This is a genomic window from Leptotrichia sp. SK-5 (assembly GCF_055387215.1).
Map to the genome: position 1 here is coordinate 1,508,803 of NZ_AP028931.1, position 24,666 is coordinate 1,533,468.

21 protein-coding genes and 1 CRISPR repeat array are annotated in these 24,666 nt (G+C 30.7%); of the genes, 4 read left to right on the forward strand and 17 right to left on the reverse strand.

Annotated features, from left to right (window positions below):
- Positions 1-221: 221 nt before the first annotated feature.
- The 12 genes from lon to serA all read right to left on the reverse strand — a co-directional run bounded on the left by lon (position 222) and on the right by serA (position 17,434).
- A complete protein-coding gene (lon, locus tag ACZ5B9_RS07665; protein ID WP_464422068.1) occupies positions 222-2,582 on the reverse strand; it encodes an endopeptidase La in 2,361 nt (786 codons plus the stop codon).
- A gap of 37 nt (positions 2,583-2,619) precedes the next feature.
- Positions 2,620-3,849: an ATP-dependent Clp protease ATP-binding subunit ClpX gene (gene clpX / locus ACZ5B9_RS07670; protein WP_021769173.1), complete on the reverse strand. Its 1,230-nt coding sequence runs from the start codon at positions 3,847-3,849 to the stop codon at positions 2,620-2,622.
- Positions 3,850-4,219: 370 nt separating this feature from the next.
- Complete coding sequence (clpP, locus tag ACZ5B9_RS07675; protein WP_026746415.1) at positions 4,220-4,795, reverse strand: ATP-dependent Clp endopeptidase proteolytic subunit ClpP; 576 nt, start codon at positions 4,793-4,795, stop codon at positions 4,220-4,222.
- 190 nt (positions 4,796-4,985) lie between these two features.
- Positions 4,986-6,272 carry a trigger factor gene (gene tig, locus ACZ5B9_RS07680; protein WP_464422069.1) on the reverse strand — a complete coding sequence of 429 codons (1,287 nt, stop codon included), beginning with the start codon at positions 6,270-6,272 and terminating at the stop codon, positions 4,986-4,988.
- A 56-nt stretch (positions 6,273-6,328) separates the two neighbouring features.
- Entirely contained in the window at positions 6,329-8,026 is a 1,698-nt protein-coding gene (gene recJ / locus ACZ5B9_RS07685; RefSeq protein ID WP_464422070.1) for a single-stranded-DNA-specific exonuclease RecJ, read from the reverse strand.
- 76 nt (positions 8,027-8,102) lie between these two features.
- The gene (gene rbfA, locus ACZ5B9_RS07690) at positions 8,103-8,471 is read right to left on the reverse strand and encodes a 30S ribosome-binding factor RbfA (RefSeq protein ID WP_464422071.1); all 369 of its coding nucleotides are present in this window, start codon (positions 8,469-8,471) and stop codon (positions 8,103-8,105) included.
- Between the two features lie 22 nt (positions 8,472-8,493).
- On the reverse strand, positions 8,494-11,568 hold the full coding sequence (infB, locus tag ACZ5B9_RS07695; RefSeq protein ID WP_464422072.1) for a translation initiation factor IF-2: 3,075 nt from the start codon (positions 11,566-11,568) through the stop codon (positions 8,494-8,496).
- Complete coding sequence (locus tag ACZ5B9_RS07700; protein WP_464422073.1) at positions 11,565-12,134, reverse strand: DUF448 domain-containing protein; 570 nt, start codon at positions 12,132-12,134, stop codon at positions 11,565-11,567. The genes infB and ACZ5B9_RS07700 overlap by 4 nt, the downstream gene beginning before the upstream one ends.
- Positions 12,135-12,207: 73 nt before the next feature.
- Entirely contained in the window at positions 12,208-13,365 is a 1,158-nt protein-coding gene (nusA, locus tag ACZ5B9_RS07705; protein ID WP_464422074.1) for a transcription termination factor NusA, read from the reverse strand.
- Entirely contained in the window at positions 13,365-13,853 is a 489-nt protein-coding gene (locus ACZ5B9_RS07710) for a ribosome maturation factor RimP (protein WP_464422075.1), read from the reverse strand. The genes nusA and ACZ5B9_RS07710 overlap by 1 nt, the downstream gene beginning before the upstream one ends.
- 153 nt (positions 13,854-14,006) lie before the next feature.
- Positions 14,007-14,488: a CRISPR direct-repeat array (repeat unit 37 nt; unit sequence GTTTCAATCCTTGTTTTAATGGATAACCTACTTTAAC).
- Positions 14,489-14,797: 309 nt separating this feature from the next.
- Positions 14,798-15,691 carry a homoserine kinase gene (gene thrB, locus ACZ5B9_RS07715; RefSeq protein WP_464422076.1) on the reverse strand — a complete coding sequence of 298 codons (894 nt, stop codon included), beginning with the start codon at positions 15,689-15,691 and terminating at the stop codon, positions 14,798-14,800.
- A gap of 150 nt (positions 15,692-15,841) precedes the next feature.
- Entirely contained in the window at positions 15,842-17,434 is a 1,593-nt protein-coding gene (gene serA / locus ACZ5B9_RS07720) for a phosphoglycerate dehydrogenase (RefSeq protein WP_464422077.1), read from the reverse strand.
- Positions 17,435-17,693: 259 nt separating this feature from the next.
- On the opposite strand from serA, the gene ACZ5B9_RS07725 reads away from it, so the two are divergent.
- From ACZ5B9_RS07725 to ACZ5B9_RS07740, 4 genes are read left to right on the forward strand one after another with little or no spacing between them, the layout of a single operon-like run.
- The gene (locus ACZ5B9_RS07725; RefSeq protein WP_021744564.1) at positions 17,694-18,050 is read left to right on the forward strand and encodes a Fur family transcriptional regulator; all 357 of its coding nucleotides are present in this window, start codon (positions 17,694-17,696) and stop codon (positions 18,048-18,050) included.
- Positions 18,051-18,090: 40 nt separating this feature from the next.
- Entirely contained in the window at positions 18,091-19,026 is a 936-nt protein-coding gene (locus tag ACZ5B9_RS07730; RefSeq protein WP_464422078.1) for a metal ABC transporter substrate-binding protein, read from the forward strand.
- A 52-nt stretch (positions 19,027-19,078) separates the two neighbouring features.
- Positions 19,079-19,777, forward strand: a complete 699-nt coding sequence (locus ACZ5B9_RS07735; protein ID WP_464422079.1) for a metal ABC transporter ATP-binding protein — start codon at positions 19,079-19,081, stop codon at positions 19,775-19,777.
- A gap of 43 nt (positions 19,778-19,820) precedes the next feature.
- Positions 19,821-20,663 (forward strand): metal ABC transporter permease, encoded by an 843-nt coding sequence (locus ACZ5B9_RS07740; protein ID WP_464422080.1) that lies wholly within the window; start codon positions 19,821-19,823, stop codon positions 20,661-20,663.
- A gap of 70 nt (positions 20,664-20,733) precedes the next feature.
- Here the strand turns inward: ACZ5B9_RS07740 and ACZ5B9_RS07745 are convergent, their stop codons facing one another.
- The 5 genes from ACZ5B9_RS07745 to ACZ5B9_RS07765 form a co-directional block, all read right to left on the reverse strand.
- Positions 20,734-20,925, reverse strand: coding sequence for a hypothetical protein (locus ACZ5B9_RS07745; RefSeq protein WP_464422081.1), 192 nt, complete (start codon positions 20,923-20,925; stop codon positions 20,734-20,736).
- Between the two features lie 67 nt (positions 20,926-20,992).
- Positions 20,993-21,724 carry a YaaA family protein gene (locus tag ACZ5B9_RS07750; protein ID WP_464422082.1) on the reverse strand — a complete coding sequence of 244 codons (732 nt, stop codon included), beginning with the start codon at positions 21,722-21,724 and terminating at the stop codon, positions 20,993-20,995.
- A gap of 611 nt (positions 21,725-22,335) precedes the next feature.
- Positions 22,336-22,986 carry a CRISPR-associated endonuclease Cas6 gene (locus ACZ5B9_RS07755; protein ID WP_464422083.1) on the reverse strand — a complete coding sequence of 217 codons (651 nt, stop codon included), beginning with the start codon at positions 22,984-22,986 and terminating at the stop codon, positions 22,336-22,338.
- 105 nt (positions 22,987-23,091) lie between these two features.
- Complete coding sequence (locus ACZ5B9_RS07760) at positions 23,092-23,844, reverse strand: hypothetical protein (RefSeq protein WP_464422084.1); 753 nt, start codon at positions 23,842-23,844, stop codon at positions 23,092-23,094.
- A gap of 104 nt (positions 23,845-23,948) precedes the next feature.
- Complete coding sequence (locus ACZ5B9_RS07765; protein WP_464422085.1) at positions 23,949-24,659, reverse strand: hypothetical protein; 711 nt, start codon at positions 24,657-24,659, stop codon at positions 23,949-23,951.
- Positions 24,660-24,666 lie beyond the last annotated feature (7 nt).

The window sequence follows — 24,666 nt, forward strand, 5'->3', positions numbered from 1 at the left end:
TACATAAATTCTTGTATAACAAGTAATTATAAAATCAAATAGATTTTGAAAAATTAAGAAACTTTGGAATAAGGAGTTATATCTTAACAGAGATATTACTCCTTTTTTTTTGTTCAAATTTAGGATAAAATAATTTCATATTTCTTTCTCTTTTATTATTTTCTCAAAATAAAATGGAAAACTCTATAAAATAGAATTTCCCAATATTTAAATCAATATATTTATTTTTTCACAGCCTTGCTTTTCTTTACTTCTTTATTTTTCTTATCCACAAAAACAATCTTTTTAACATCGTCATAAGTTTTCGCAAAATAGAATTTCATCTGGTCTGCAATTTCCTTTGGCAATTCCTCTGTATCAACTTTATTGTCATAAGGAAGTACAACATCTCTTATTCCAACCCTGTGAGCCCCAATTACCTTTTCCTTTATTCCGCCAACTGCCAGAACCTCTCCAGTAATCGTAATCTCTCCAGTCATTGCCACATCCTGCCTAACTTCCTTATCAGTCAATACTGAAATTATTGCTGTTGTAATTGTAATTCCTGCTGATGGCCCATCTTTCGGCACTGCTCCTTCTGGAAAATGTAAATGAACATCTGTTGTTTCGTTAAATTTTTCCTTGATTCCAAGTTCATTCTTTATATGTCGTACGTAAGAATAAGCCACTCTAGCTGATTCCTGCATTACATCTCCTAGTTTTCCTGTAAGCTGCAGTACACCTTTTCCTTCCATTTTTACTGCCTGCACTTCTAAAGTTGTTCCTCCGACTGCTGTCCATGCAAGTCCATTGACAACACCAATTTTACCTTCTTTTTCCTTGACTTTATCTGCTCTGAATTTTGCATTTCCTAAATATTTCTTGATTTTTGTTTCAGAAACAGAGATTTTTTGGCTCTTAGATTTTGATACAAGTATTTCTTTTGCTATTTTTCTGAATAATTTACCAATTTCTCTTCGTAAATTTCTTACTCCAGCTTCTCTTGTATATTCATTTATAATCTTCATGATTGCTTTATCAGAAAATGAAATTTTGAATTCCTTTAATCCGTTTTCTTCTTGTGTTTGAGGTATTAAATATCTTTTTGCAATATTTAATTTTTCAAATTCTGTGTATGATTCGATTGAGATAATCTCCATTCTGTCACGAAGCGGTCCTGGAATTCCGCCCAAATCATTTGCTGTACAAATGAAAAATACGTTTGACAAGTCAAAAGTATGGTCAATATAATGATCTTCAAATGAGTTGTTTTGTGCAGGATCTAAAACTTCCAGCATTGCTGAAGCGGGATCTCCTCTAAAGTCAGAAGCCATTTTATCAATTTCATCAAACAGCATTACCGGATTATTTACACCAACTTGTTTTAAAGAATTTATAATTCTTCCTGGCATTGCTCCTACATAAGTTCTTCTATGTCCACGAATTTCAGCTTCATCTCTTACTCCACCAAGCGAAATTCTTGTGAATTTTCTGTTCATTGAACGTGCCACTGAATGTGCAAGTGATGTTTTCCCTACACCTGGAGGTCCCACAAGACAGATAATTGAACCTTTCAATGTATTGTTTAATTTTTTTATTGCCAAAAATTCCAATATTCTTTCCTTAACTTCTTCCAGTCCGTAATGATCCTCATTTAGAATTTTTTCAGCTTTTTCAATATCAATTTCATCATTTGAAGAAACTTCCCATGGTAATTCAAGTACAGTTTCAAGATATGTTCTAATTACTGAAGATTCTGCAGAAAAGTCTGGCATTTTCTTCATTCTTGAAAGCTCTTTTACTAGCTTATCCTTTAGTTCCTGAGGAATTTTCGCATCTTTAACTCTTTGGTCAAGTTCCTCCAGTTCCTCGTCAGAATCAGTTCCTTCACCCATTTCTTCACGCATTACCTTAATTTTTTCACGTAAATAATAGTTTTTCTGAACTTCTGCCATCTGTTCCTTCACACGATTTTCAATTTCACGCTCAAGCATAAAAATCTCAATTTCTCTCTCAAGAATACCCAAAATTTTATACGCTCTTGCTTCTACATCAAGTGTTTCAAGCAACTCCTGTTTCGTTTCCACCGCAACCATCAAGTTCGTACAAATCAAATCAAAAACTTTGTCAATATTACTTATTTCTTTTATATTGTAAATAATATCAGGCAGTACTTTATTAGTTTTTTGTGCATAATTTGAAAATTCATCGATAACCCTACGTTTTAGTGCTTCAGCTTTACTTTCGTCAATTGGTTTTGAAAAAATTTCTTCATATTCAGCATAAACAATGCCTTTATCATCTTTTGGAAATTGATTGATTAAAACCCTATGTTTTGCCTCAACTAGAACTTTTACATTTCCATTTGGCATTTTTACAGTCTGTATTACATGAACCAGTACTCCTGTTTCATACACATCTTCTGGAAATTTTGGCTCTTCTACATTTGCATCTTTTTGTGCTGAAAGAATTAGTTTACTGTCATATCTTGCTATTGCTTCTTCAAGACTTTTCAGGCTTGACTGCCTACCGATAAAAATCGGAGTTACAACACCTGGAAAGACAACTAATTCTCTTGTAGCTATAAATGGTTTATTTTGCATAATTTCCCCTTTCATACTTTGTTTTAATTATTAAACATTATTCAACAATTACCTTCTCTTTATCTGTAACTGCTTCTTTAGTAATTATTACTTTCTTAACATTGTTTTTTGATGGAATTTCGTACATCAGATCAGTCATAACGCTCTCAATGATAGAACGAAGTCCTCTCGCTCCAATTTTTCTTTTAAGCGCCAGCTGTGCAATTTCTGTAATCGCATCCTTCTCAAATTCCAAATCAACATTTTCCATCTCAAAATATTTTTTATATTGCTTAACAAGCGAATTTTTAGGCTCTGTTAGTATCTTAATCATAGCCTCTTCATCAAGTCCATGAAGTGCTGTGATTACTGGTAACCGCCCAATTAATTCAGGAATCAGCCCAAATTTTATTAAATCTTCAGGCAGTACATTTTCAAATAAAGTCAAATCATCCAGTTTTGTATTATTTGTTTCCAGCCCAAATCCAACTCTTTTTTCATTAACTCTATCCTTAACCTTCGCTTCCAAGCCTTCAAATGCTCCACCAACGATAAATAGAATATCCTTTGTATTAATTTCAATCATTTCTTGATTTGGATGCTTTCTTCCACCTTGTGGCGGCACACTTGCAACAGTCCCTTCAATAATTTTAAGTAATGCCTGCTGTACTCCTTCTCCAGAAACATCCCTTGTAATTGACATATTTTCCGATTTTCTAGCGATTTTGTCAATTTCATCAATATAAATTATTCCATGCTCTGCTGCTTCAATATCATAATCAGCCGCTTTTATCAGCTTTAAAAGTACATTCTCGACATCATCCCCAACATATCCAGCTTCTGTCAATGTCGTTGCATCTGCAATTGCCAAAGGAACATTCAATGTTTTCGCCAGTGTCTGTGCAAGCAAGGTTTTTCCGCTTCCAGTAGGCCCTACTAGCAGTACATTTGATTTTTGAAGCTCCACATCATTATCTACATTTTTCTGTTTGTGCATTATTCTCTTAAAATGATTATAAACCGCCACAGATAACACCTTTTTAGGCTGTTCCTGTCCGATAATATATTCATCAAGTTTTGCCTTTATCTCTTTTGGCTTTAATAGAGTGATTTCCCTGTTATGTTCATTTTCGTCATATTCTCTAAAACTGTCCAGTAATTCAGCACTGTCTTCTATACATTCATTACAGATAAACACATCATCCTCTTCAGGACTTTGTATCAATCGTTCCACTTCATGCTCTTCCCTGCCACAGAATGAACAGTAATTTTTTTTCTTATTTGCCAATATTTTTCACCTCGTTTTTTCTTTAAAATTTATACTTTTACCTATATTTAATAAAAAAATCTATTATTTCGTTATAATAAGCAAAATTTCGTTAAAAGAAAAAGAACTGTTTGAGCTTTTGTAAAAATTTTTAAATCATATACATTTATTTATAGCAAAATAACCTATATTCAAAAGCGAGTTTTCTTTTTCTTTTATAAGAAAGTTTTGCGTAAAGCGGGGATGCAAGGGTATGGCGTCTGATACCCTTGCTTAAAATGAACTAGAAATAAATAATACATAAAAATTATTATTAATTAAGTAAATTAAAAAACTTATAATTAAAATCATTTTTAGTAAATTATTCAATCATAGTTCCTTTTGAAAATAATTACAATATCTTATCAATTAATCCGTAATTTACAGCTTCTTCTGGTGACATAAAATTGTCTCTTTCAGTATCTGCGTAGATTTCTTCTACTGATTTTCCAGTTGCTTCTGATAAAATTTTGCTTGTAATTTCCTTCATTCTTTCAATTTCTTTTGCCTGAATCTGAATGTCTGTTGCTTGACCTCTTGCTCCGCCTAGTGGCTGGTGAATCATTATTCTTGAATTTGGTAATGAGTATCTTTTTCCTTTTGCTCCAGCCGCCAATAACACTGCTCCCATGCTTGCCGCCTGTCCTACACATACTGTAGAAACATCGCTTTTAATGTGACGCATTGTGTCATAAATCGCAAGTCCAGCGGTAATTACTCCTCCCGGACTATTTATATACATAACAATATCTTTTTCATTATCCTGTGCATCTAAAAATAACAATTGAGCGACAATCGCATTTGCCATTCCATCCTCAACTTCTCCACTTACAAAAATTATTCTATCCTTCAAAAGTCTTGAATAAATATCATAGCTTCTTTCCCCACGCCCATCATTTTCAATAACTACTGGACTATATGCTGACATATTATTTCCTCCTATTTCTGTCAATTTTTCTTTCATTTTTTATTTTCTCTTTATTACAAAACTATAGTAAAATTGCTTTTAAATTTTGCAGTTTAAATATAGAGAAAAAGAATTCCGCAATAAACTATTTTATCACAAAATTCTTCTAAAATCAAAATATTCTTTTTATTTAACAATTTTCTCAAAATTATTATTTAACTTTTGCTTCTTTTACTAATAAATCAATTGTTTTTTGATTTACTAATCTGTAGTTTGTTTCATCAATGAATCTTTCATAGTTTCCATTTTTTCTTACATCGGCAATTAATGCGTCTTTTTCAAGTCCATACATCGCAGCTAATGTTTCGATTTCTTTTGATACTTCTTCATCAGTTGCTTTAATTCCTTCAGCTTTTGCGATTTCAGCTAGTACTAATTCTGTTTTTACTGATTTTTCAGCATTTTCTTTTGAGCTTTCTCTCATTGCTTCCATTGTTTGTCCAGTCATTTGGAAGTATTGGTTAAGATTAATTCCTTGCATTTGCAATTGTTGTGCAAATCTGTTGATTTGATAGTCAATTTCTCTTTGAACCAATGCTTCTGGAACTTCAACTTCCGTTCCACTTACTACAGCGTCAATAACTTTGTTCTTAAATTCATTTTCAGCTCTTGCTTCTTCTCTTTTTGTAATATTTTCCCTAGTTTTAGCTGTCATATCTTCAACAGAGTCAAATCCTAATTCTTTTGCCAAATCATCATTTAATTCAGCTTCTTCTTTTCTCTTGATTGAATTTACTTTTACTTTGAATAAAGCTGGTTTTCCTTTTAGGCTTTCAGCATGATATTCTTCAGGGAATGTAACATTTACCTCAAATTCATCGCCTTTTTTATGCCCTGCAATTTGATCTTCAAAAGTATCGATAAAACTGTGAGAACCTAATGTCAAGTCATATCCTTCAGCTTTTCCGCCATCAAATGCCTTGCCATCTATAAATCCTTCAAAGTTAATATTTACAACATCATCGTTTTTAGCTTCTTCATTTTCTGCAACTTCTTTTAATTTTGCTGCATTTTCTCTTAATCTTTCGATTTCTTCATTTACTTTTTCATCAGTAATTTCCACTTTTTCTTTTTCTACTTCCACACCTTTATATTGTCCCAATTCAAATGAAGGCAATACAGGTATTGTAAATACTACTTCAACTTTATCATCGTTAAGTTCATATTTTTCAAGTTTAATATCAGCAATTGGTTTTAATTCATTTTCTGCAACCGCTTTTCTATATTCATCAGAAATAATATGATTTAAGATTTCCCCTTCAATTTCTTTCTTGAATTTTTTTTCAATCACTTTTGCAGGTACATGTCCTGGACGGAATCCGTCGACTTTTGCATCTTTAAAATGTACTAAAACATGTTCCTTTAAATGTTTTAACTCTTCTCCTTCTCTAACTGCTGATACTTCATAAGTAGATTCATTTAATTTTTTTACTGCCATTTCTTTAATTCCTCCTAAAATTTTTTGTTATATATAATTTTTTTATTAATTTATTTTTACTTAAAATCCTTTATTTTCAATTCGATAAATAAATCCGAATGCCCAGACTTAAATATCGGAGTATAAACTATTTTAAATTTTTTCTTATAAAAATTATTTGCCTTCAATTTATGTCCTAAATTATATCCAATTACTGAAATAATACGGTTATTTTTTCTAATAAATCCCTTAAAGTGCCGGTTATTTATCCCAAATTTTGTCAAATTAAGAAAACTTACATCTGAATCCATAAAATTTGGCTCCTGATTATCCAGCCCAAAAGGTGACAGCCTGTTTATTTCGTGCAATTTTCTTTTGTTTAAATATTCAATATTCAACCATGCGTCAACATACAAAGTTTTTTGCACATTTTCCCTGTTTTTTCTTGCAAGTCTTTGCCGCAGATGTTTTTCAATTTCACCTAAATATTTTTCTGAAACAAGAAATCCTGCCGCCAAGTCATGCCCTCCAAACCTCTCCAGTTTGTCTGATACACTTTTTAAAATATCGAAAATATTAATTCCTTCGATACTTCTGCATGATGCCTTTCCATATCCATTTTTTATTGAAATCAAAATTACTGGTATGTTGTATTTGATGGAAATTCTTGAACAGACTACACCAATTACGCCAGAATGCCATTTTCTGCTTTTCATAAAAATATATTTTGGACGTTCCAGGCGTTGTATTTTTTCTTCCAGCTCATTGTAAATCTCATTTTCCAAATAACGCCTGATTTTATTCGCGCGTTTCATTTCTTCAATTATTGAGAAAAGTTTAAAGTCATCTTCCTGAATAAAGAAATTTACAACAATCTTTGAATTATCAATTCTCCCAAGTGCGTTGAAAATTGGTGCAATGAAAAATCCTATATCACTGGTTGTTATATTTCTAGGATTTATCTTCAAATAATTAATAATATACTTCAAACCTTTTATTTTGGTTTTTTTTAAATTATTTAGACCTTTTTTTATGATAAACCTATTTTCATCAGTCATTGGTACAACATCTGCAACTGTTCCAATCATTATAATATCCATATAATCATACAGTATTTTTTTATTTGCACCATATCTTTCATAAATGGCATCCGCAAGTTTAAAGGCAACTCCAGAGCCTGACAAGGACTTATTTGGATAAGTACTGCTGGTCTTTGGATTTATTGTAAGAATGCCCAATTCTTTTTCCTGCTCCCTATCCTCCAGAACCCCAATCTGTCTATGATGGTCTGTTATAATTATGTCGATACCGCTATTTTTTAACATCAATATCTCTTCACAGTTATTTATTGAAATATCAACTGTTATAAACAACTTTGCATCCCGTTTTTTCAAAAAATTCAAAAGATTTTTATTTATACCTATTCCCTCGTGAACCCGATTTGGAATATAATAATCAACATTAAGCCCCAATTTTCGTAGCATTATTACGAGATACGCTACTCCAGAGATTCCGTCAACGTCATAATCTCCGTAAATTACAATTTTTTCCTTATTTCTTCCAGCTTTTTTTATTCTTTCTACAACTTCTTCCATATTTTCAAATAAAAATGGATTATGGATGTCCTTCTTATCTGAATTTAAAAATTTAGAAACCTTTTCTTTTGTATTAATTTCCCGATTTAAAAGCAGCCTTGAAATTAACTTGCTTTCACCAAATTCAGAACTTTTTGATGTCAAATAATCTTCATTATAGCTTTTTAATTCCCATTTCATTACAAGATTAATCGCTTCCTTTTTTGTATAGTTGCAGGACTACCTCATATTTTTTTAAAGCAGTCCAGTATTTCTGTTACTCGATATTGTCATTTTCCTTTTTTATTTCATTCAGTATCGAAGCAATTTTTACTCCGTATTCAACACTGTCATCCATATGAATTCTCACTTCTGGAACAAATCTTATCGACAGTTGTGAACCAATTTTTTTCCTAAAAAAACCTTTTAATTTATTCAAATCTTCAGCGATTTTTTCTTTATTTACATTATCTTTCAAATCCAGTATTGAAAAAGTTAAATCAAGATACCGTCCGTCTTTTGTCAGCTCAACCTTGTGAATTGATACGAGATTTTTTATTTTATCATTTTTTATCTCTGTTAAAAGTGTCATTCCGATAATTCTTGATATTTCCTTTTCCAACCCTCTTTTTCTTCTGTCATTCATACAATTATCACCTATCTATCTGTTATCTTGGGATTTCTTCCATAATATACGATTCGATAATATCTCCAGCTTTAATATCATTAAAGTCTTGAATACCAATTCCACATTCTTGTCCCATTACAACTTCCTTAACATCGTCTTTAAATCGTTTTAACGAACCTAATTCGCCATTAAAAATAATAATTCCATCACGAATCACACGGATTTTTGAATCTTTCGTAACTTTTCCATCAACAACGATAGCTCCAGCGATATTTCCAACATTTGATACTTTAAACACTTGCTTAACTTCTATTCTTCCATAGTAAACTTCTTTAAATTCAGGATCAAGCATTCCTTTCATTGCTTTCTCAATTTCTTCAGTTGCATGGTAGATTACGTTATAGTTTCTAATTTCTACTCCAATTTTTTCGGAAATGATTCTAGCTGGTGTTGTTGGACGTACATTAAATGCAATTATAATCGCATTTGATGCTTCTGCAAGTTTTACGTCTCCTTCTGTTACAGCTCCTGCACTTCCTTGAATTACATTAATTACAACTTTTTCAGTATTAAGTTTTTCAAGCGATTCTCTTAGTGCTTCAACAGACCCTTTTGAATCGGCTCTTATAATACATTTCAATTCTTTTAATTCTTGTTCTTCTAATTCTTGAGACAAGCTTTCCAGTGAAATATGTTTTTTCTTGTTCTGCTCGTTTACCTTTTTCTCTCTAATAAAGTCTTCTACAATTTTTTTAGCTTGCTTATCGCTTTCTACACCATATAAAACATCACCTGCATTTGGCACAACATTAAATCCTGTAATTTCTACTGGCTGTGAAACAATGGCTTTATTTATTTTTTTACCTCTGTCATCAAGCATTGAACGGACTCTACCATGAGCTTCCCCTGCTACGAACACATCTCCAATTTTAAGTGTCCCTTCCTGCACAAGTACATCGGCAACTGCTCCCATTTTTGGATCCAGTCTTGACTCTACTACAACCGCTTTAGGACGTTTATTTGGATTGGCCTTCAATTCTTCAAGTTCCGCTGTAATTAGTATTGTTTCAAGAAGTTCTTCCAAATTAATTTTCTGTTTTGCAGAAATTTCAACAAATTCAGTAGTTCCTCCCCATTCAGGTGACATCAGTCCATATTCAGTCAATTCAGTTCTAACCTTCATAGGATCTGCACCTGGCTTATCAATTTTGTTAATTGCAACAATTATTGGAACTCCCGCTTCCTTAGCATGCGAAATTGCTTCCACAGTCTGAGGTTTTACCCCATCATCAGCCGCTACAATCAGAATCGAAATATCAGTAATATTGGCACCTCTTGCCCTCATTTCAGTAAACGCCTCATGTCCTGGAGTATCAATAAATGTAATTCTTTGACCTTTCCAGTTTACTTGATAAGCTCCTATTTTTTGCGTGATTCCTCCAGCTTCATCACCCATTACATTTGTATGTCTAAGTGCATCTAGCAGTGATGTTTTACCGTGATCAACGTGTCCCATTATCGTAATAACTGGAGCTCTTGTTACAAGTTCTTCAGCTGTATCTTCCTGTTCAAGCTGATATTTTTCACCGTAACTAATTTCCTCTACTACTTCTTTTTCTACAATTACTTCATATTCAAGTGCCACTTCTTCAGCTTCCTCAAATGATAAAATAGCATTCGCAGTAAGAAGTTTTCCTTCCATAAAGAATTTTTTGATTATATCAGAAACATTGATTCCTAGTTTTTCAGCTAAATCTTTAATAACAATTTCTTCTCCAATTGTTATCATTCCTATGCTCTCTCCTTCAATTCTGACAATTTCATCCTTGACAACTTTTTCCTGTTTTTTGTTTTTCTTTTTCTTTTTGTCATCTTTTCTAAAGTCTGAACGAAGTTCCTTTTCTTGATGTTCTCTGTCCCTTTTATTTTTTTCATATTTTTTCTTGTCGAATTTTCCTTTTCCTTTTCCACCAGCTTTTCCTTTTTCAGCCACTGTCGCTGCTGGAATTTCAGAAGCTGACTCCTTTTTAGCGTTAGAAAAATTTCGGTTGTCTCTTCTAAAGTCATCTCTATCTTTATTAAATCCACCTCTATCAGAGAATCCTCTATTATCCTGTCTATCTCTAAAGTTTCTTCCTGTGCTTTGATTATCTCTATCTCTATTTTGGAAACCTCTGTTGTCACGGTTATCTCTTGTTTGATTATTTCCGTCTTTATTAAAGCTTCGATTTTCTCTTCTGAAGTTTTCTTTTCCTTCTTTTCTAAATCCGTCCTTGTTTCTGTCTTCTCTATTCCGATTGTCTCTATTTTGGAAAGTTCTTCCGCTGTTTTCCCTATTTTCTCTGTTATCTCTATTTTGAAAACCTCTGTTGTCACGGTTATCTCTTGTTTGATTATTTCCGTCTTTATTAAAGTTACGATTGTCTCTTCTGAAATTATCTCTTCCTTCTTTTCTAAATCCGTCTTTATTTCTGTCTTCTCTATTTCGATTGTCTCTATTTTGGAAAGTTCTTCCGTTATTTTCTCTACTATCTCTGTTTTCTCTACTTTGAAAATTTTGCTTTTCTTTATTTAATTCATTCGCTTTATTATTTTGGCTACTCAAATTAACTTTCATCTCCATTTTCCTATTATTTTCTTTTTTATCAAACTTATTTGATTTTTCAAATTTTTGATTTTTATTATTATCTAAATTTTTTGTAGTCTTCAGATTATTTTTATTATTGCTGTCATCTGATTTTTTTTCTACATTTAGTTTAATATCTTTTTCCAATGGCTGTTTTGATTTTTCGTAATTTTTATTAATGTTTTTAGATTCACTAATCTTATTGTGTTCAGCATTGCTGTTTTTTTGACTCTCTGAATGGTTACTTACTGTTTTTGCAATATTTTCTTTTGTACTCTCTGTTTTATTTTCACTTTTATTCAGATTTTCAGTTTTACTGTTATTTTGATTATTTTGGACACCTTTTTGAAGTTTTTTCCTTATTAGGCTTACTTCTTCATCACTTAGTACATTCATATGATGTTTTTTGTCTACCCCAAATTTTCTAATTTCCTCCATAAATTTAGTTGCCGTAAAACCATTTTCTTTTGCTAACTCATGCACTTTCATCCATTCATCACCTCCACTTTGCTTAATATTCCTTTGATTACTTTTTTGTCAAAAATACCGACAACATTCACATCTCTTGAAAAAAGCTCTATTAATTCGATTTTCTTTTCAACAAATACAATTTTAAAATTAAATTTTTCAGTTAATTTTTTAAACTCCTCAATGTATTTTGTCCTTATATCTTTTGGAATAATAACAAGCTTTACTTTTTCACGCTTTATTCCGTTAATTGTTTCCTCAACTCCAAAGACAAAATATTCAGAATTTTTCATCGGCTTTAAAATATCAATTATATTTTTCTTTTGTTTTTTCACTTCCTCAAGCATTCGTACAAGCTGTTCTATTTCAACATTATATTTCTTATGTTTTGACAGCCTTTCAATACATTCATTCGTTTTACAGACATAAAATCCTCTTGCCTGCACCTTCATTTCCTTATCGTAAACATATTTTCCGTCTTGCTCAGTTATCCTGAAAAAATCCATCTTTTTACCTTTTTTCCTGCAGCAAATACACATTCTTTCAGGTTTGTTATTTTCTTTCTTTTCTTTTATTAATGTATCCAAACTCTCTAATCATCTCCTTGTTTGATACTTTTTCGATACTTATCTTTTATAATTTATAATTTTTTTACAAATTTCAGTCTTCCTCGTGAAGTCCAGCAAATGCGCTTTCCTCAACTTCATCTTCAAATGAATCATTAAAAGCCCTATCTTCTTCGTACTCTTCAAATCCATCAATTTCAGCAGGCTCTGTATGAATATCTATTTTCACGCCGCACAGTCTTGCTGCAAGCCTTGAATTTTGACCCTTCTTACCAATTGCAAGCGATAACTGATTTTCTGCTACAAGCACTCTTGCAACTTTCATATTTTCTTCGCCTTCCTCAATGATTTCCACTGACAGAACTTCTGCAGGATTCAAGGCATTTTTTACAAATTCCGTTATATCCTCATTCCACAGAACAATGTCGATTTTTTCTCCGCAAAGTTCATCAATGATATTTTGGATTCTCATTCCGTTACGTCCAATACATGCACCTTTAACGTCCAGATTTTCATCATTTGAGTAAACAGCGACTTTAGAACGGCTTCCTGCTTCCCTTGCAATGTTTCTGATTTCAATAATTTCCTCATAAATTTCAGGAACTTCCAATTCAAGCAGTCCTCGAAGCAATTCCTCAGATTTTCTTGAAACAAAAGTTTTTGTAAATTTCGTAGACTCTTCCACAGCGCCGATATAAATTTTAATTCTGTCCCCTTGTCTGAATATGTCTACTGGTGACAATTCCTTCGCCGGCACAATTGCTTCAAGTCCATTTATATCTACATACAGATTCCCTTTTTCATCAGTTTTTCTAACATTTGCAGAAACAATTGAATTTTCAATTTCCTTAAATTTATTAAAGATATTTCTTTTTTCACACTCTCTAACTTTTTGTACAACAATCTGCTTTGCATTCTGAATTGCATTTCTCTTAAAACTTTCCGCATTAATTTCCAAATCCAGAATATCTCCCAGCTTAGCACGCTTTTTAACAGAAATTGCATCTTCTAGACTAATTTCCTCTTCAGGATTTTCTACATTTTCTACAATCAGCCTTTGTGAATAAACCTTCACATCTCCGCTGTTTCTGTTAATCGTTACTTTTACATTGTCCTTTTCACCATAATTTTTTTTATACGCCGCAAGCAATGCAGTTTCTATTGTTTCCAGTAATTCTTCCTTTAAAATTCCCTTTTCTTTTTCAAGTTCATCAAGTGCTTCCAAAAATATTTTTTGATCTCGCCCTTTCATCATTCCTCCTCACTATTTAATATGCCATTCGGTAATTCATATATTAAATTTGCCTTTTTTAATTTAGAAAGTGGTATTTCCACTATTTTCCCCAATTTATCATCCAAAAGAAAAATCGTATCATCTTCAAATTTTTCCAATTTTCCAACAAATCTTTTAGCCCCCTCAATATTATTCTTAGCCTGAACATTAACTTTCTCCCCTAAAAATCTCACAAAATCCTTAGGTTTTCTCAATCTACGCTCAACTCCAGGTGTTGAAACCTCTAGAAAAAACTTCTCCTCAATCAATTCATCCGCAATCCCATCAATCTCACGGCTAAAATCAATACAATCATCAAGTGTAGTAGTCCCATCCAGTTTCTCCACATATACTCTCAAATAATTATATCCCCCATCCCTCACATATTCCAAATCTGCCAACTCCAGATTCATTTCCTTTAAATGCGATTCGATTTTCTTCTCAAACTCATTTAAAATCTGTTCCATAAAATTACACCTCATATCTAAAACTAAAGAGTGGGCTAACCCACTCTCTACCTAAAATTATTTTCTATAATTATAATAACATATTTTTACTTTTTTTTCAACCCCCTAATTTTATTCTCAAACAAAAAAACAACCTTATACAAAAGTTGTTATTTTCTAAACCTTATTTTAATGGATAACTTACTTTAACAAGACATTATAAGACTTGACTTTGAATCAAGTGCATTGTTTCAATCCTTGTTTTAATGGATAACCTACTTTAACCAATATTAACGGTATACAATCTAAAGAAAGTAGCATTGGTTTCAATCCTTGTTTTAATGGATAACCTACTTTAACAATCAACAGTATAAGATCACTGGAATTCAATAATAAGTTTCAATCCTTGTTTTAATGGATAACCTACTTTAACAATATTAAAGATGCTGGTAATGGTAAATATGAAAGGTTTCAATCCTTGTTTTAATGGATAACCTACTTTAACCAATATTAACGGTATACAATCTAAAGAAAGTAGCATTGGTTTCAATCCTTGTTTTAATGGATAACTTACTTTAACGACAGGGATTATATCACTAATAAAGGAAACACAGATGTAGTTTCAATCCTTGTTTTAATGGATAACTTACTTTAACCTGTACTTTTGAGAAAACCCTTTATTAATAAGTATTACAGAATTTTTTTCAGACATTAAAATCGCATTTTTTGACTTGATTTTTATCATTTTTTGCTGTTTTTTTGACATTTTCCGTAACTCCTAACGTGCATGTTCATTGGCTTTGAATAGGTTTTTCCCTGCTTTTTTAATTTTTAGTAGTGGTAGGAATTTTTACCACAAACTTATTATACCACATTTTTTTGAATTTTCAAAATTTTTTTAAAAAACCTCTCCCCTTTTTTGACTAACTAACTTAAATTAACTTCCCTTTTTAAATTAAAAAAAATTAATAAACTTCCGCACCCTTCAAGTTAATTTTCTTCTTCTCAATAGTCCAGTTATCCGACAATTCTGCAAGTTCTTTTTTCATATTTTCCAAAAATTCATCATTGTCGTAATTCAAGGAAATCAATGTAGGACCTGCCCCGCTTATATATTCTCCCAATGCACCGTGTTTTTTAGACGCTTCAAAGATTTTTTCTGAATCGTTTATTAATGCGAATCTATAAGGCTGGTGAATTTTATCGCCTAAAAGGAAACGTAAATTGTCGTATTGCCCTTTGTTAAAAGCATTTACAAGCAATCCTAACTTCGACATGTTGTTTATTGCGTCAGAAACTAAGTAGGTTTTGGGCAACACACTTCTTGCTTTTTCTGTCGATAATTTAAAATCTGGAATCATTACGTAGAAACATAAATCATCAGAATTTAGTAACGAACTGTAGACAAGATTTTCCTTATCATGTGCAGTAAGCACCATTCCTCCGAAAATTGCAGGCACTACATTATCAGGATGTCCTTCCATTTCCACAGCCAATTTTGCCACCTCATTAATATCCAGCACATCACCAGCAAATTTATTTGCAATCATAATCCCAGCAACAATAGCAGATGAACTGCTTCCAAGCCCACGTGAAATTGGAATATCATTTTTCACAATATTCACTTTATAACTAGGAATGTTTTTTACCAAATGTTTTTCCGTATATTTTATCGCTTCAAAAATCAAATTCTCTTCAATCGGAATCGAAAACGGCTCTCCATTTTCCAAAAATTCTATTTTATCGCTTTCCTCTACTTCCAGTTCCAGAAAGTAATCCAACGCAACTCCCAGACAATCATATCCCACACCAATATTAGCCGATGTTCCCGGCACTTTTACTCTAAATTTTAAACCCATATCTATTCCTTTCATTTTATCATCATAATTTCTACAAGAAGAACCATGTCGCAAGACTTAATCTAAAAAATCTATTTTCTTTATTAAATTTCTCAATTTCTTAAAATATTCATTTACATTCATCTACAATTTATCAACTTTCACAAAACACTATATTGTCAAATCCAAGTAATGAGCCCATTTTATCTGACTTAATCCTCTAAGTTCCTTCAATGATCTTCTTCCAACTTCACTGTCAACTGTAAGCAGCATAATTGCACTGTTTTCACGTCTACCTACATTCATTGTAGCAATATTTATATTTTCTTTTCCAAGTGTTGCCCCCACAGCTCCGATAACTCCTGGCACATCTTCATTTCCTAAATAAATCATATTGTCAGAAATTGCCATATCCACATCGTGATTCTTTATGCTGATAATTCTTTCCTCGTTGTTCATTCCAATTGTTCCGACAACATATATTTTCTTGCCTTCTTCATTTGTTATTACAAACTCTATTGCTGAAGAATAATTTTTATATTTATGTTCCTTTTTATTTATTGAAATATTAATCCCTCTTTTTTCAGCAAGCGGCTTTGAGTTAATATAATTAACTTCCTCTTTTAAAACTGGCTCCAAAATTCCTTTTATCGCTGTCGAATCCACAAGTGCAGTTTCCTGCTCGGCAATTTCTCCGTAATAATTAAGCACAACATTTGTAATTGGAGTTTTTTCAATCTGAAAATAAATTTTTCCTAATTTTTCAGCCAGATTTATAAATGGTTTTACAATTAAAAATTCCTCTCTTCCAATCGCAGGCAGATTCACAGCCGTTTCAACTATTTCCCCACGAAGTCCATTTAATACCTGCTTTACAACCTGAGTCCCTACATTTCGCTGTGCTTCATAAGTTGTCGCTCCAATATGTGGCGTTGTAATTGCATTTTCAAATTCATAAAGAATACATTCAGAACGCGGCTCAACCGTATGAACATCGTATCCAAAACTTGCAATTTTCCCGCTTCTTAATCCTTCAGCCACAGCCTCCTCATTAAATAATCCTCCACGTGCCGCATTTACAAGCCTTACACCGTCTTTTAACATGTGAATATTTTCAGCGTTTATCATATCCACAGTTTCTTTAGTCTTAGGCGTATGAATGGTTATCACATCTGCTTTTTCCAGCAATTCATCCAATGTTTTAGCCTTTTCACAGCCATATCTCTTAAAACGCTCATCTGAAATATACGGATCATAAGCAACTAGTTTCATTCCAAACGCTTTCATTCTCGTAGCAACTAGACCACCAATTCTTCCAAGTCCGATAATTCCCAATGTTTTTTCAAACATCTCGCTTCCTACAAATATTTCTCTTTCCCATTTTCCACTTTTTATAAAATTATTTGCCGCAATAATATTTCTCGCAGAGGCAAGCATTAGCCCAATCGCAATTTCACAAGCCGAAACCGTATTGCTGTCAGGAGTATTCGCTACAATTACACCATGTGCAGTTGCCTCAGGAATATTAATATTATCTGTACCGTTTCCCGCACGTCCGACTATTTTCAGATTTTTTGCCTTATCCAGCAGTTCCTTATCCACCTTTATAACACTTCTCACAATCAGAGCGTCATATTCGCCAATTATATCCAAAATTTCCTCACGTGAAATCCCAACTTTCACATCAACTTTTACATCTCTAGCTTCCTGCAGTCCCGCAATCGCATCATCATCAATATATTCCCCAACTAATACTTTATACATATATTTTTCCTCCTCAATTCTAATCAACGCATTTATTTAATTAATATATTACCATAATTTCCAGTACAATTCAACAACATCACTTCTTTACATCAAAATAAATTAATTTAAAAAAATTCTGACATCCTTTTATATTAAGAAATATTGTTATAAATTCATTTGACAAAATACATTTTTTTATATATAATAAGTTATGTTTTGCGAATGATTTGCAAATTTGTAAAATAAAAAACGTTTTTTATTATTAGGAGATGTTATTATGAAATTAACTAAGAAAAGGCAGCAAATACTTAATCTTATACAGTCTTCAGACACTCCAATAAATGCCAAATTTTTAAAATCAAAAGTAGATTTTGACTTGTCGACAGTTTATCGGGCTTTGGAATTTTTAGAAAAAAATAATTATATTTTTTCGTTTGACTTTGAAAATGAAAAATATTACTTTAAAGAAGAAAATGCCAATTTTTTTATTTGTGATTCTTGCAAGCATATTGAAACTGTGCCAGAATTTTCAAATGAAGAAACAGAAAAGGAAAAAAGTGAATTAAAAAAACGAGGCTTTTCACTATTGTCGCATCTTTCGATTTTTAAGGGAAAATGCAACGATTGTGATTAAAATTTATGATTTACAAAATACATATTTAGGAGGAATTAAAATGAAAAAATTATTATCATTATTTTTATTATCAGCTCTGTTTATCTTTTCTTGCGGAAATAAATCAGAAACTAAAAAAGAGCAAGGAACTACTGCAGGAGCAAAGGAAAAAATTGTAACAAGCGTATCGCCTTTAAGATGGCTTACTCAAAAAATTGCAGGAGATGATTTTGAAGTTATTTCAATTGTGCAGCCAAATATGAATCACGAACTATTTGAGCCAAAACCTTCAGATTTAAAAATTTTGGAAAATTCAAAAGTATTTTTCACTTACAATATGTTGGGATTTGAAGAAACAATTTCTAACAGCCTAAGCGATAAAAATAAAATTGTTAATGTTTTGGATGGTGTTGATAAAAATTTATTTATCAAAGGAGATCATGATCACGAACATGAGCATGAACATGCAGATAAAAAGGAAGAAGAACACGAACATCATCACGAACATGAAGGACACGGTGGGATTGATCCGCATGTATGGTTTTCGCTTGATATGATGCCTAAAGTTGCTGAAAATATAAAAAATGAATTGTCAAAACTTTATCCAGAAAAAAAAGAAACTTTTGAAAAAAATTACAATGCTTTCATCACAGAACTTAATCAAGTAAAAGCAGAACTTTCGCAAAAAATGGCTTCAAAAACTAAAAAATCATTTATGATTTATCACCCTGCATTAAACTATTTCCTAAAAAATTATGCCATTGAAGAAATTTCAATCGAGCAGGAAGGAAAAGAACCATCAGCACAGCAAATAAAAGAAATTATTGATGAAGCAAAAGAACACAATGTAACTACAATCTTAGTTCAGCCTCAATTTCCAAAACAAAGTGCCGAAGCTATTTCAAAAGAAATTCCTAACTCAAAAGTCGCTGAATTTAATGTTGACAAGGAAAATGTCTTTGAAAATCTAAAACAGTTTGTAGATTATTTAAATTAAAAATTTTTATTCAAAAAAAGAACGAGAAGAAAAACGAAAGGATAAAAATTTGATGGCTAACGGACAGAATAAAAAACTTGTGAGCGTACAAAATCTTAATTTTAAATACAACAATGATTATATTTTGAACGATATAAACTTAGATATTTTTAAAGGAAAAAATGTTGCAATTCTGGGAAGAAATGGTGGTGGAAAATCGACTTTGGTAAAGGTTATGCTTGGGTTTTTGAGGAAAAATTCTGGCAGTATTGAATTTTTTACAAGTGAAAACAAAATTGGGTATTTGCCACAAATAAGGGAGTTTGACACTTCCTTTCCCATTAATATTTTTGACTTGATAATATCGGGATTGACTAATAAAAATAATCTTTTCAGAAGATTCAACAACGAAGAAAAAAAACGTGCTGAAATACTCTTGAAGGAATTTGATATTTTTCATTTAAAAAATAAATTAATAAACGAAGTATCTGGAGGACAGCTTCAAAGGGCATTGATTGCACGTGCCTTAATTTCTTCGCCAGAACTTATTTTTCTTGATGAGCCGGAATCATTTCTGGATAAGGAATTTGAATTTAAACTTTTTGAAAAAATAAAGGAGCTGTCAGATTCAACAATCGTTGTAATTTCTCATGAACTGGAAAAAATCTACGATTACATTGATTCCATTTTTGTCGTGGAAGGCAATATCCGAATTTACGAGAAAAAGGAAGATTACGTGTGCAGCAATCCTTATTTACATTCACACAAATAAAATTTACAAAATTAAAAGATAAACTATTAAAGATTGGGGAATTATGGAATTTATAAAAATTTTTGAATACGCTTTTATGAGAAACGCCCTTATTGTAGGGCTTCTTTCTAGTATATGCTGCGGAATAATAGGAACTTATATTGTAAATAAAAAAATGGTCTTTATTTCATCAAGTATTAGCCATGCCTCTTACGGCGGTATCGGAATAGGAATCTATCTAATTTATTTCTTTAACTTGCCAATAAAAGATCCATTATTTTTTGGACTGATTTTCTCAATACTGTCAGGTGTGCTGATTTTGGTTTTAAAAGACACTCTTCATGTTGATGGTGATTTGGGAATAGGTATCGTTATGTCAATGGGAATGGCTATCGGAATTATTTTTGCCTTCCTGACACCAGGCTATCAGTCCGATATGTCAACTTATTTATTCGGAAATATCCTTTTATCCAACACCCTGAACATAATTTTACTGCTAATACTGGACATCATCACAATCACATTTTTCATCATCTTCTACAAAAGTATCGTCTACACCAGCTTTGATGAAAACTTCTACAAAATCCACAGCGTCCCAGTAGCCTTCATAAACTACTTTATGATAATCCTAATATCATCCGTAATAATAATAAACATAAAAACAATAGGAATCATCCTAATAATCTCAATCCTGACAATCCCGCAGGCAATCGCAGCCTCACTCGCAAGAAAATACTCAGCAATCATAATTCTATCCATAATTTTCTCATTTATCGGAATACTGTCAGGACTATATTTTTCCTACACGCTAAATATTCCGTCAGGCCCTTCAATTATTGTATTGCTTACGATTTTGTTGGCGTTAGTTAAGGTTGGGGGATTTGTGAAAGGGAAAATTTTTAATTGATTTTTTGCTATAAACGTAGAGAAATAAAAATAGAGAGTATATATCTAAAACTCTCTATTTTTTAAATTATTTAATTATTAAAAATGCAGATATAACTATAATCTACCAGATTTTCAGTTTCTGTCTTATATGGTGCTTGTTCTGAAAGTTTTAATAAAAATTTTCTTTTCCCCTCAGATATTTTTTTATCTCTTATCACAGTTTTATCTTTTGAAAATCCTAAAACTCCCAATAATAAAAAAATAAAGATTAATTTATTCATATATCTTCCCTTCATAACTTTAATAAAAGACCAAAATCTGACACTTATTTTTTCATTCCCCTTGTTATCACTCTTTCACATAAACATATTTTCTCCCATCTGACATTCCCTCATCAAAAATATACCCATCCAAAGTAATATTTCTCAATTTTTTCACATCACTAATCTTATTTTTCACAATATAATTTAAAGTAAATCCTCTCATTTTTTTCGAGTTTGTACTCACTTGCTTTAATTTGCCATTTGAATCTTCCCAAAACTCAAAATCAATCAATTTATCAGAGTTTATAAGTTTAGAATATTCCTTTGAGGCAAGATTTAAAATAATTTCTTCCTTTTCAAAATATTCATTTACACTTGATTTCCAAACCTCATAAAGCGACTTGTTCTCAAAAATCGAATTTGTCATATCAAGACGATACTCTTTCACATTTGTATAAGGAGTCAAAATACCGTATAAAGCAGATAAAATAACTAAATGCGACTCCAAATATTCAACATCATTTTTATCAAATGTTTCAATCTTTATAGCCTTATACGCAACACCAGTATAGCTTGTCAAAGCATTTCCACTTTTCTCGTTTTCATAATTTTTATAAAATTCCAATAACTTTTGTGCCTTTTCATTTTTTAATTTAAACTTTTTCTCAATTTCTTCTACAGAAAAGGTTTTTATTTTTTCAATAATTTCCTTCGTTATTTCTAGATAAAAAGGCTCTTTTTCAGTCAAAGAGCCGCTGTCTTTTATTGGCAAATTGTTAATTTTTTTAGTTTTGCTTGGTGATATTATAATTTTCATAGATTAAATCTCCATAAATTTCATCAGTATATTTCGTTTTATTTTTTTCAAACCAAATTTCCAAATCTTTTCTTTTTTCAATCCTTATTCTACTGGATTCTCTTCTTTTATTAGGAACATATCCTCTTGAATTCAACCAATTTTGTGAGTTTCAATCCTTATTCTACTGGATTCTCTTCTTTTATAGGAAGAAAGCAATATATATCAGTTGGATACTAATAAAGTTTCAATCCTTATTCTACTGGATTCTCTTCTTTTATTTACATTCTTCAAGTAGAGTTTAGAAATGGAAATGTGTTTCAATCCTTATTCTACTGGATTCTCTTCTTTTATCCGTTCTACAGAGCAGACTCTTTATTTTCAACTCTTATAGAGTTTTTTTGAGAATCTAACTCTATTAAAATTAACAGATATATGACAAGATTTTTATTGTTTTTTCACCTGTTTCCGTAACTTTTTTATTTCCCAATTCCTTTATTTTAGCTACTTTGCAAGTAAAAGAAATTACAATTAAAATATAAAGATATAGTAATAATAACCACATTCATTTTACCATATCTATTTAGTTTTATCAATTAAAAATATTTAGTTTCATATAATTTCATAAAAATTTATTTCTCAACTTTCACAAACGTTCCATAACCTAAACTTTTTCTTTTTCCAAGCGAAAAATAATCTGGAAATTTTATGTTTGTATAAAAATTTCCAATAAATGCTATCATATTTACATTTTTCAAATCTCTTGAAGTTATTTGCAAATCTGCCGAAACATAAATTTTATTTTCTTTCTCAAGCCAAATTCCCAAACCTTTTAATACTTCTAAAATGTTATTCGTAATCGCTTGTTCCAATGTGTACTCTCTCCTCAAGTATTTAGAAAAATTTTTGTCATTTAATGGTAAATACGGCGTCACAAATCTATATTCATACATCTTATCCCCCGTAAACTCTATTTCATCATCAAAAATTTCAATTTCTTTCTGAATATCAAAAATCAAATTCCCATCAATATTCAAATAATCAATTTCTTCAAAAAGTTTCTTATTTATCTCAGTAACATCTTCACCAATTCCCATTATAGAAAGCATATTTTTAATCAGTTTATATTGCAACTTAGGATACGCGTAATTATAGCCATCCGACAAGTGATTATGAAAAACCGTATTTTCTCTGTACTTATCCGCTAAAAAGCCTCTTAACTTTTCCAAATCTCTCATTGTATATGTTTCATTTCGTTTGAATTTTAATATTGAGTATTTCACTAGTAGAACTCCTTTTCAATATTTCTATTAATTTTGCTGTTTTTTTACTTTTTTAATCGATTTTTATCTAAATCTTTAAAATCTGATTGTTTTATTTAAGTACATTTAATTATTAATTATCATTTCTCCAAATCCGTATTCTCTAAATTCACCTATACCAGCATATTTTACATGTTTAAGAAGAAGCAAAAAGAGATTCCCATAATATCCTCGTAATACTGCTTCTATATCTCCTAAATATATTTTTTTAACCTTACTATTTAATAAGTCTACTCTTTTTTCTCTATAAAATTCCTTTTTTATTGTAATAGAATTTAAAATATTTTCTTTTATTCCTTCTATTACTAAATTTGTATCATTTTTTACATCTTTTAAAATAATTTCTAGTATTTTTTCTAATCCAAAAATAGATTTTACATCTTTTAGGATAGGATTTATAATTTTTAAGTTTATTTTTGCAGAAAAATTAAGTGCATCTACATTCAAACTTTTTATTTCTTTTTCAAAATCATACTCTCCGCACCAAGTATCATTTTTTGTTATAATCCCAGCTAATTGAAAGATACCACCTCCAATCACTATCTTCTCCTTATTTATAGCTATTTGAAATAATTGATCTCTCAATTTTAAAAATTTTTCTTGTGTTTTAGTAATTACTCTAATTTTATATTTCTTACTTTTTTCAAGTCGTATTGTTTTATTAAAAAATTCTCCAAAAATATTAGATACTCTCAATTCGTTTTTATTTTCTATTTCTAAGATTTCAGATATTTTTTTATGAATTTCCAGACTATACATTCCTGTATTATCTATTACTTTATCTTCCAGTGCAGAAAGTTCTAAAACTATACTATTCATTTGCTTTTCCTTTCTCATTTAAAAAATTGCACTTTTATCATCCTATAGACTAATAACTTACAAGAAATATTATTCTAGTCTCCAACTATCTACAGAACTTCCTTCTATTTTTCTTTTTCCATTAACTTTTTATCATAAATCTGATTAAAATTTAACTTTTCTCTTACCTTAGTAATATTTTTTTTAAGTTTTTTTTCTTTTTCTAACGTATGCCATTCTGTTTTGTTCTTTTTTAATTCATTTTGTGTTATTCTTTCAAATTCTATCAATGTTGAAACACAACTTCTTTCTTTTCCTGGAATATCTAATTTTAAATTATCTTTTTCAATTTCAATGACTAAATCATTTTCTCCTTTAGGAGAAATAATTTTTCCATCTTCATCTACATATATTTCTCTTCCCATTTCCTGTAATTTTGAAATTACATATTCTTTTAAAAGTTTTTCATTATTTTTTTCTTCAAGTCTAAACTGATATTCATCATAATATTCTATTACTTCATCATAAATTTCTAAAATTTCAGAAAATTTTGTTGTTTTCTCTACTTTTTTTAGTAAATCTCGATATTTCTTCACTTCTTCTAATTCATTTTTACTTAAAAAATAATTTATGTATTCTGTTATTGTCGATATATTTTTGCTTTTATATTCTTCAATATTACTAGAAGACATATTTTGTAATTTTTCTAAATCTATTTTAGAATTTTCTATCTCTTTTCTCATACTAGAATTTATTTGATCCATATTGTTTTTTCTTTTAAAAATAAAATCTTTAACACCATCTATAAAAATCTCAAATTCTATTCCTGCTGACATTTTATTT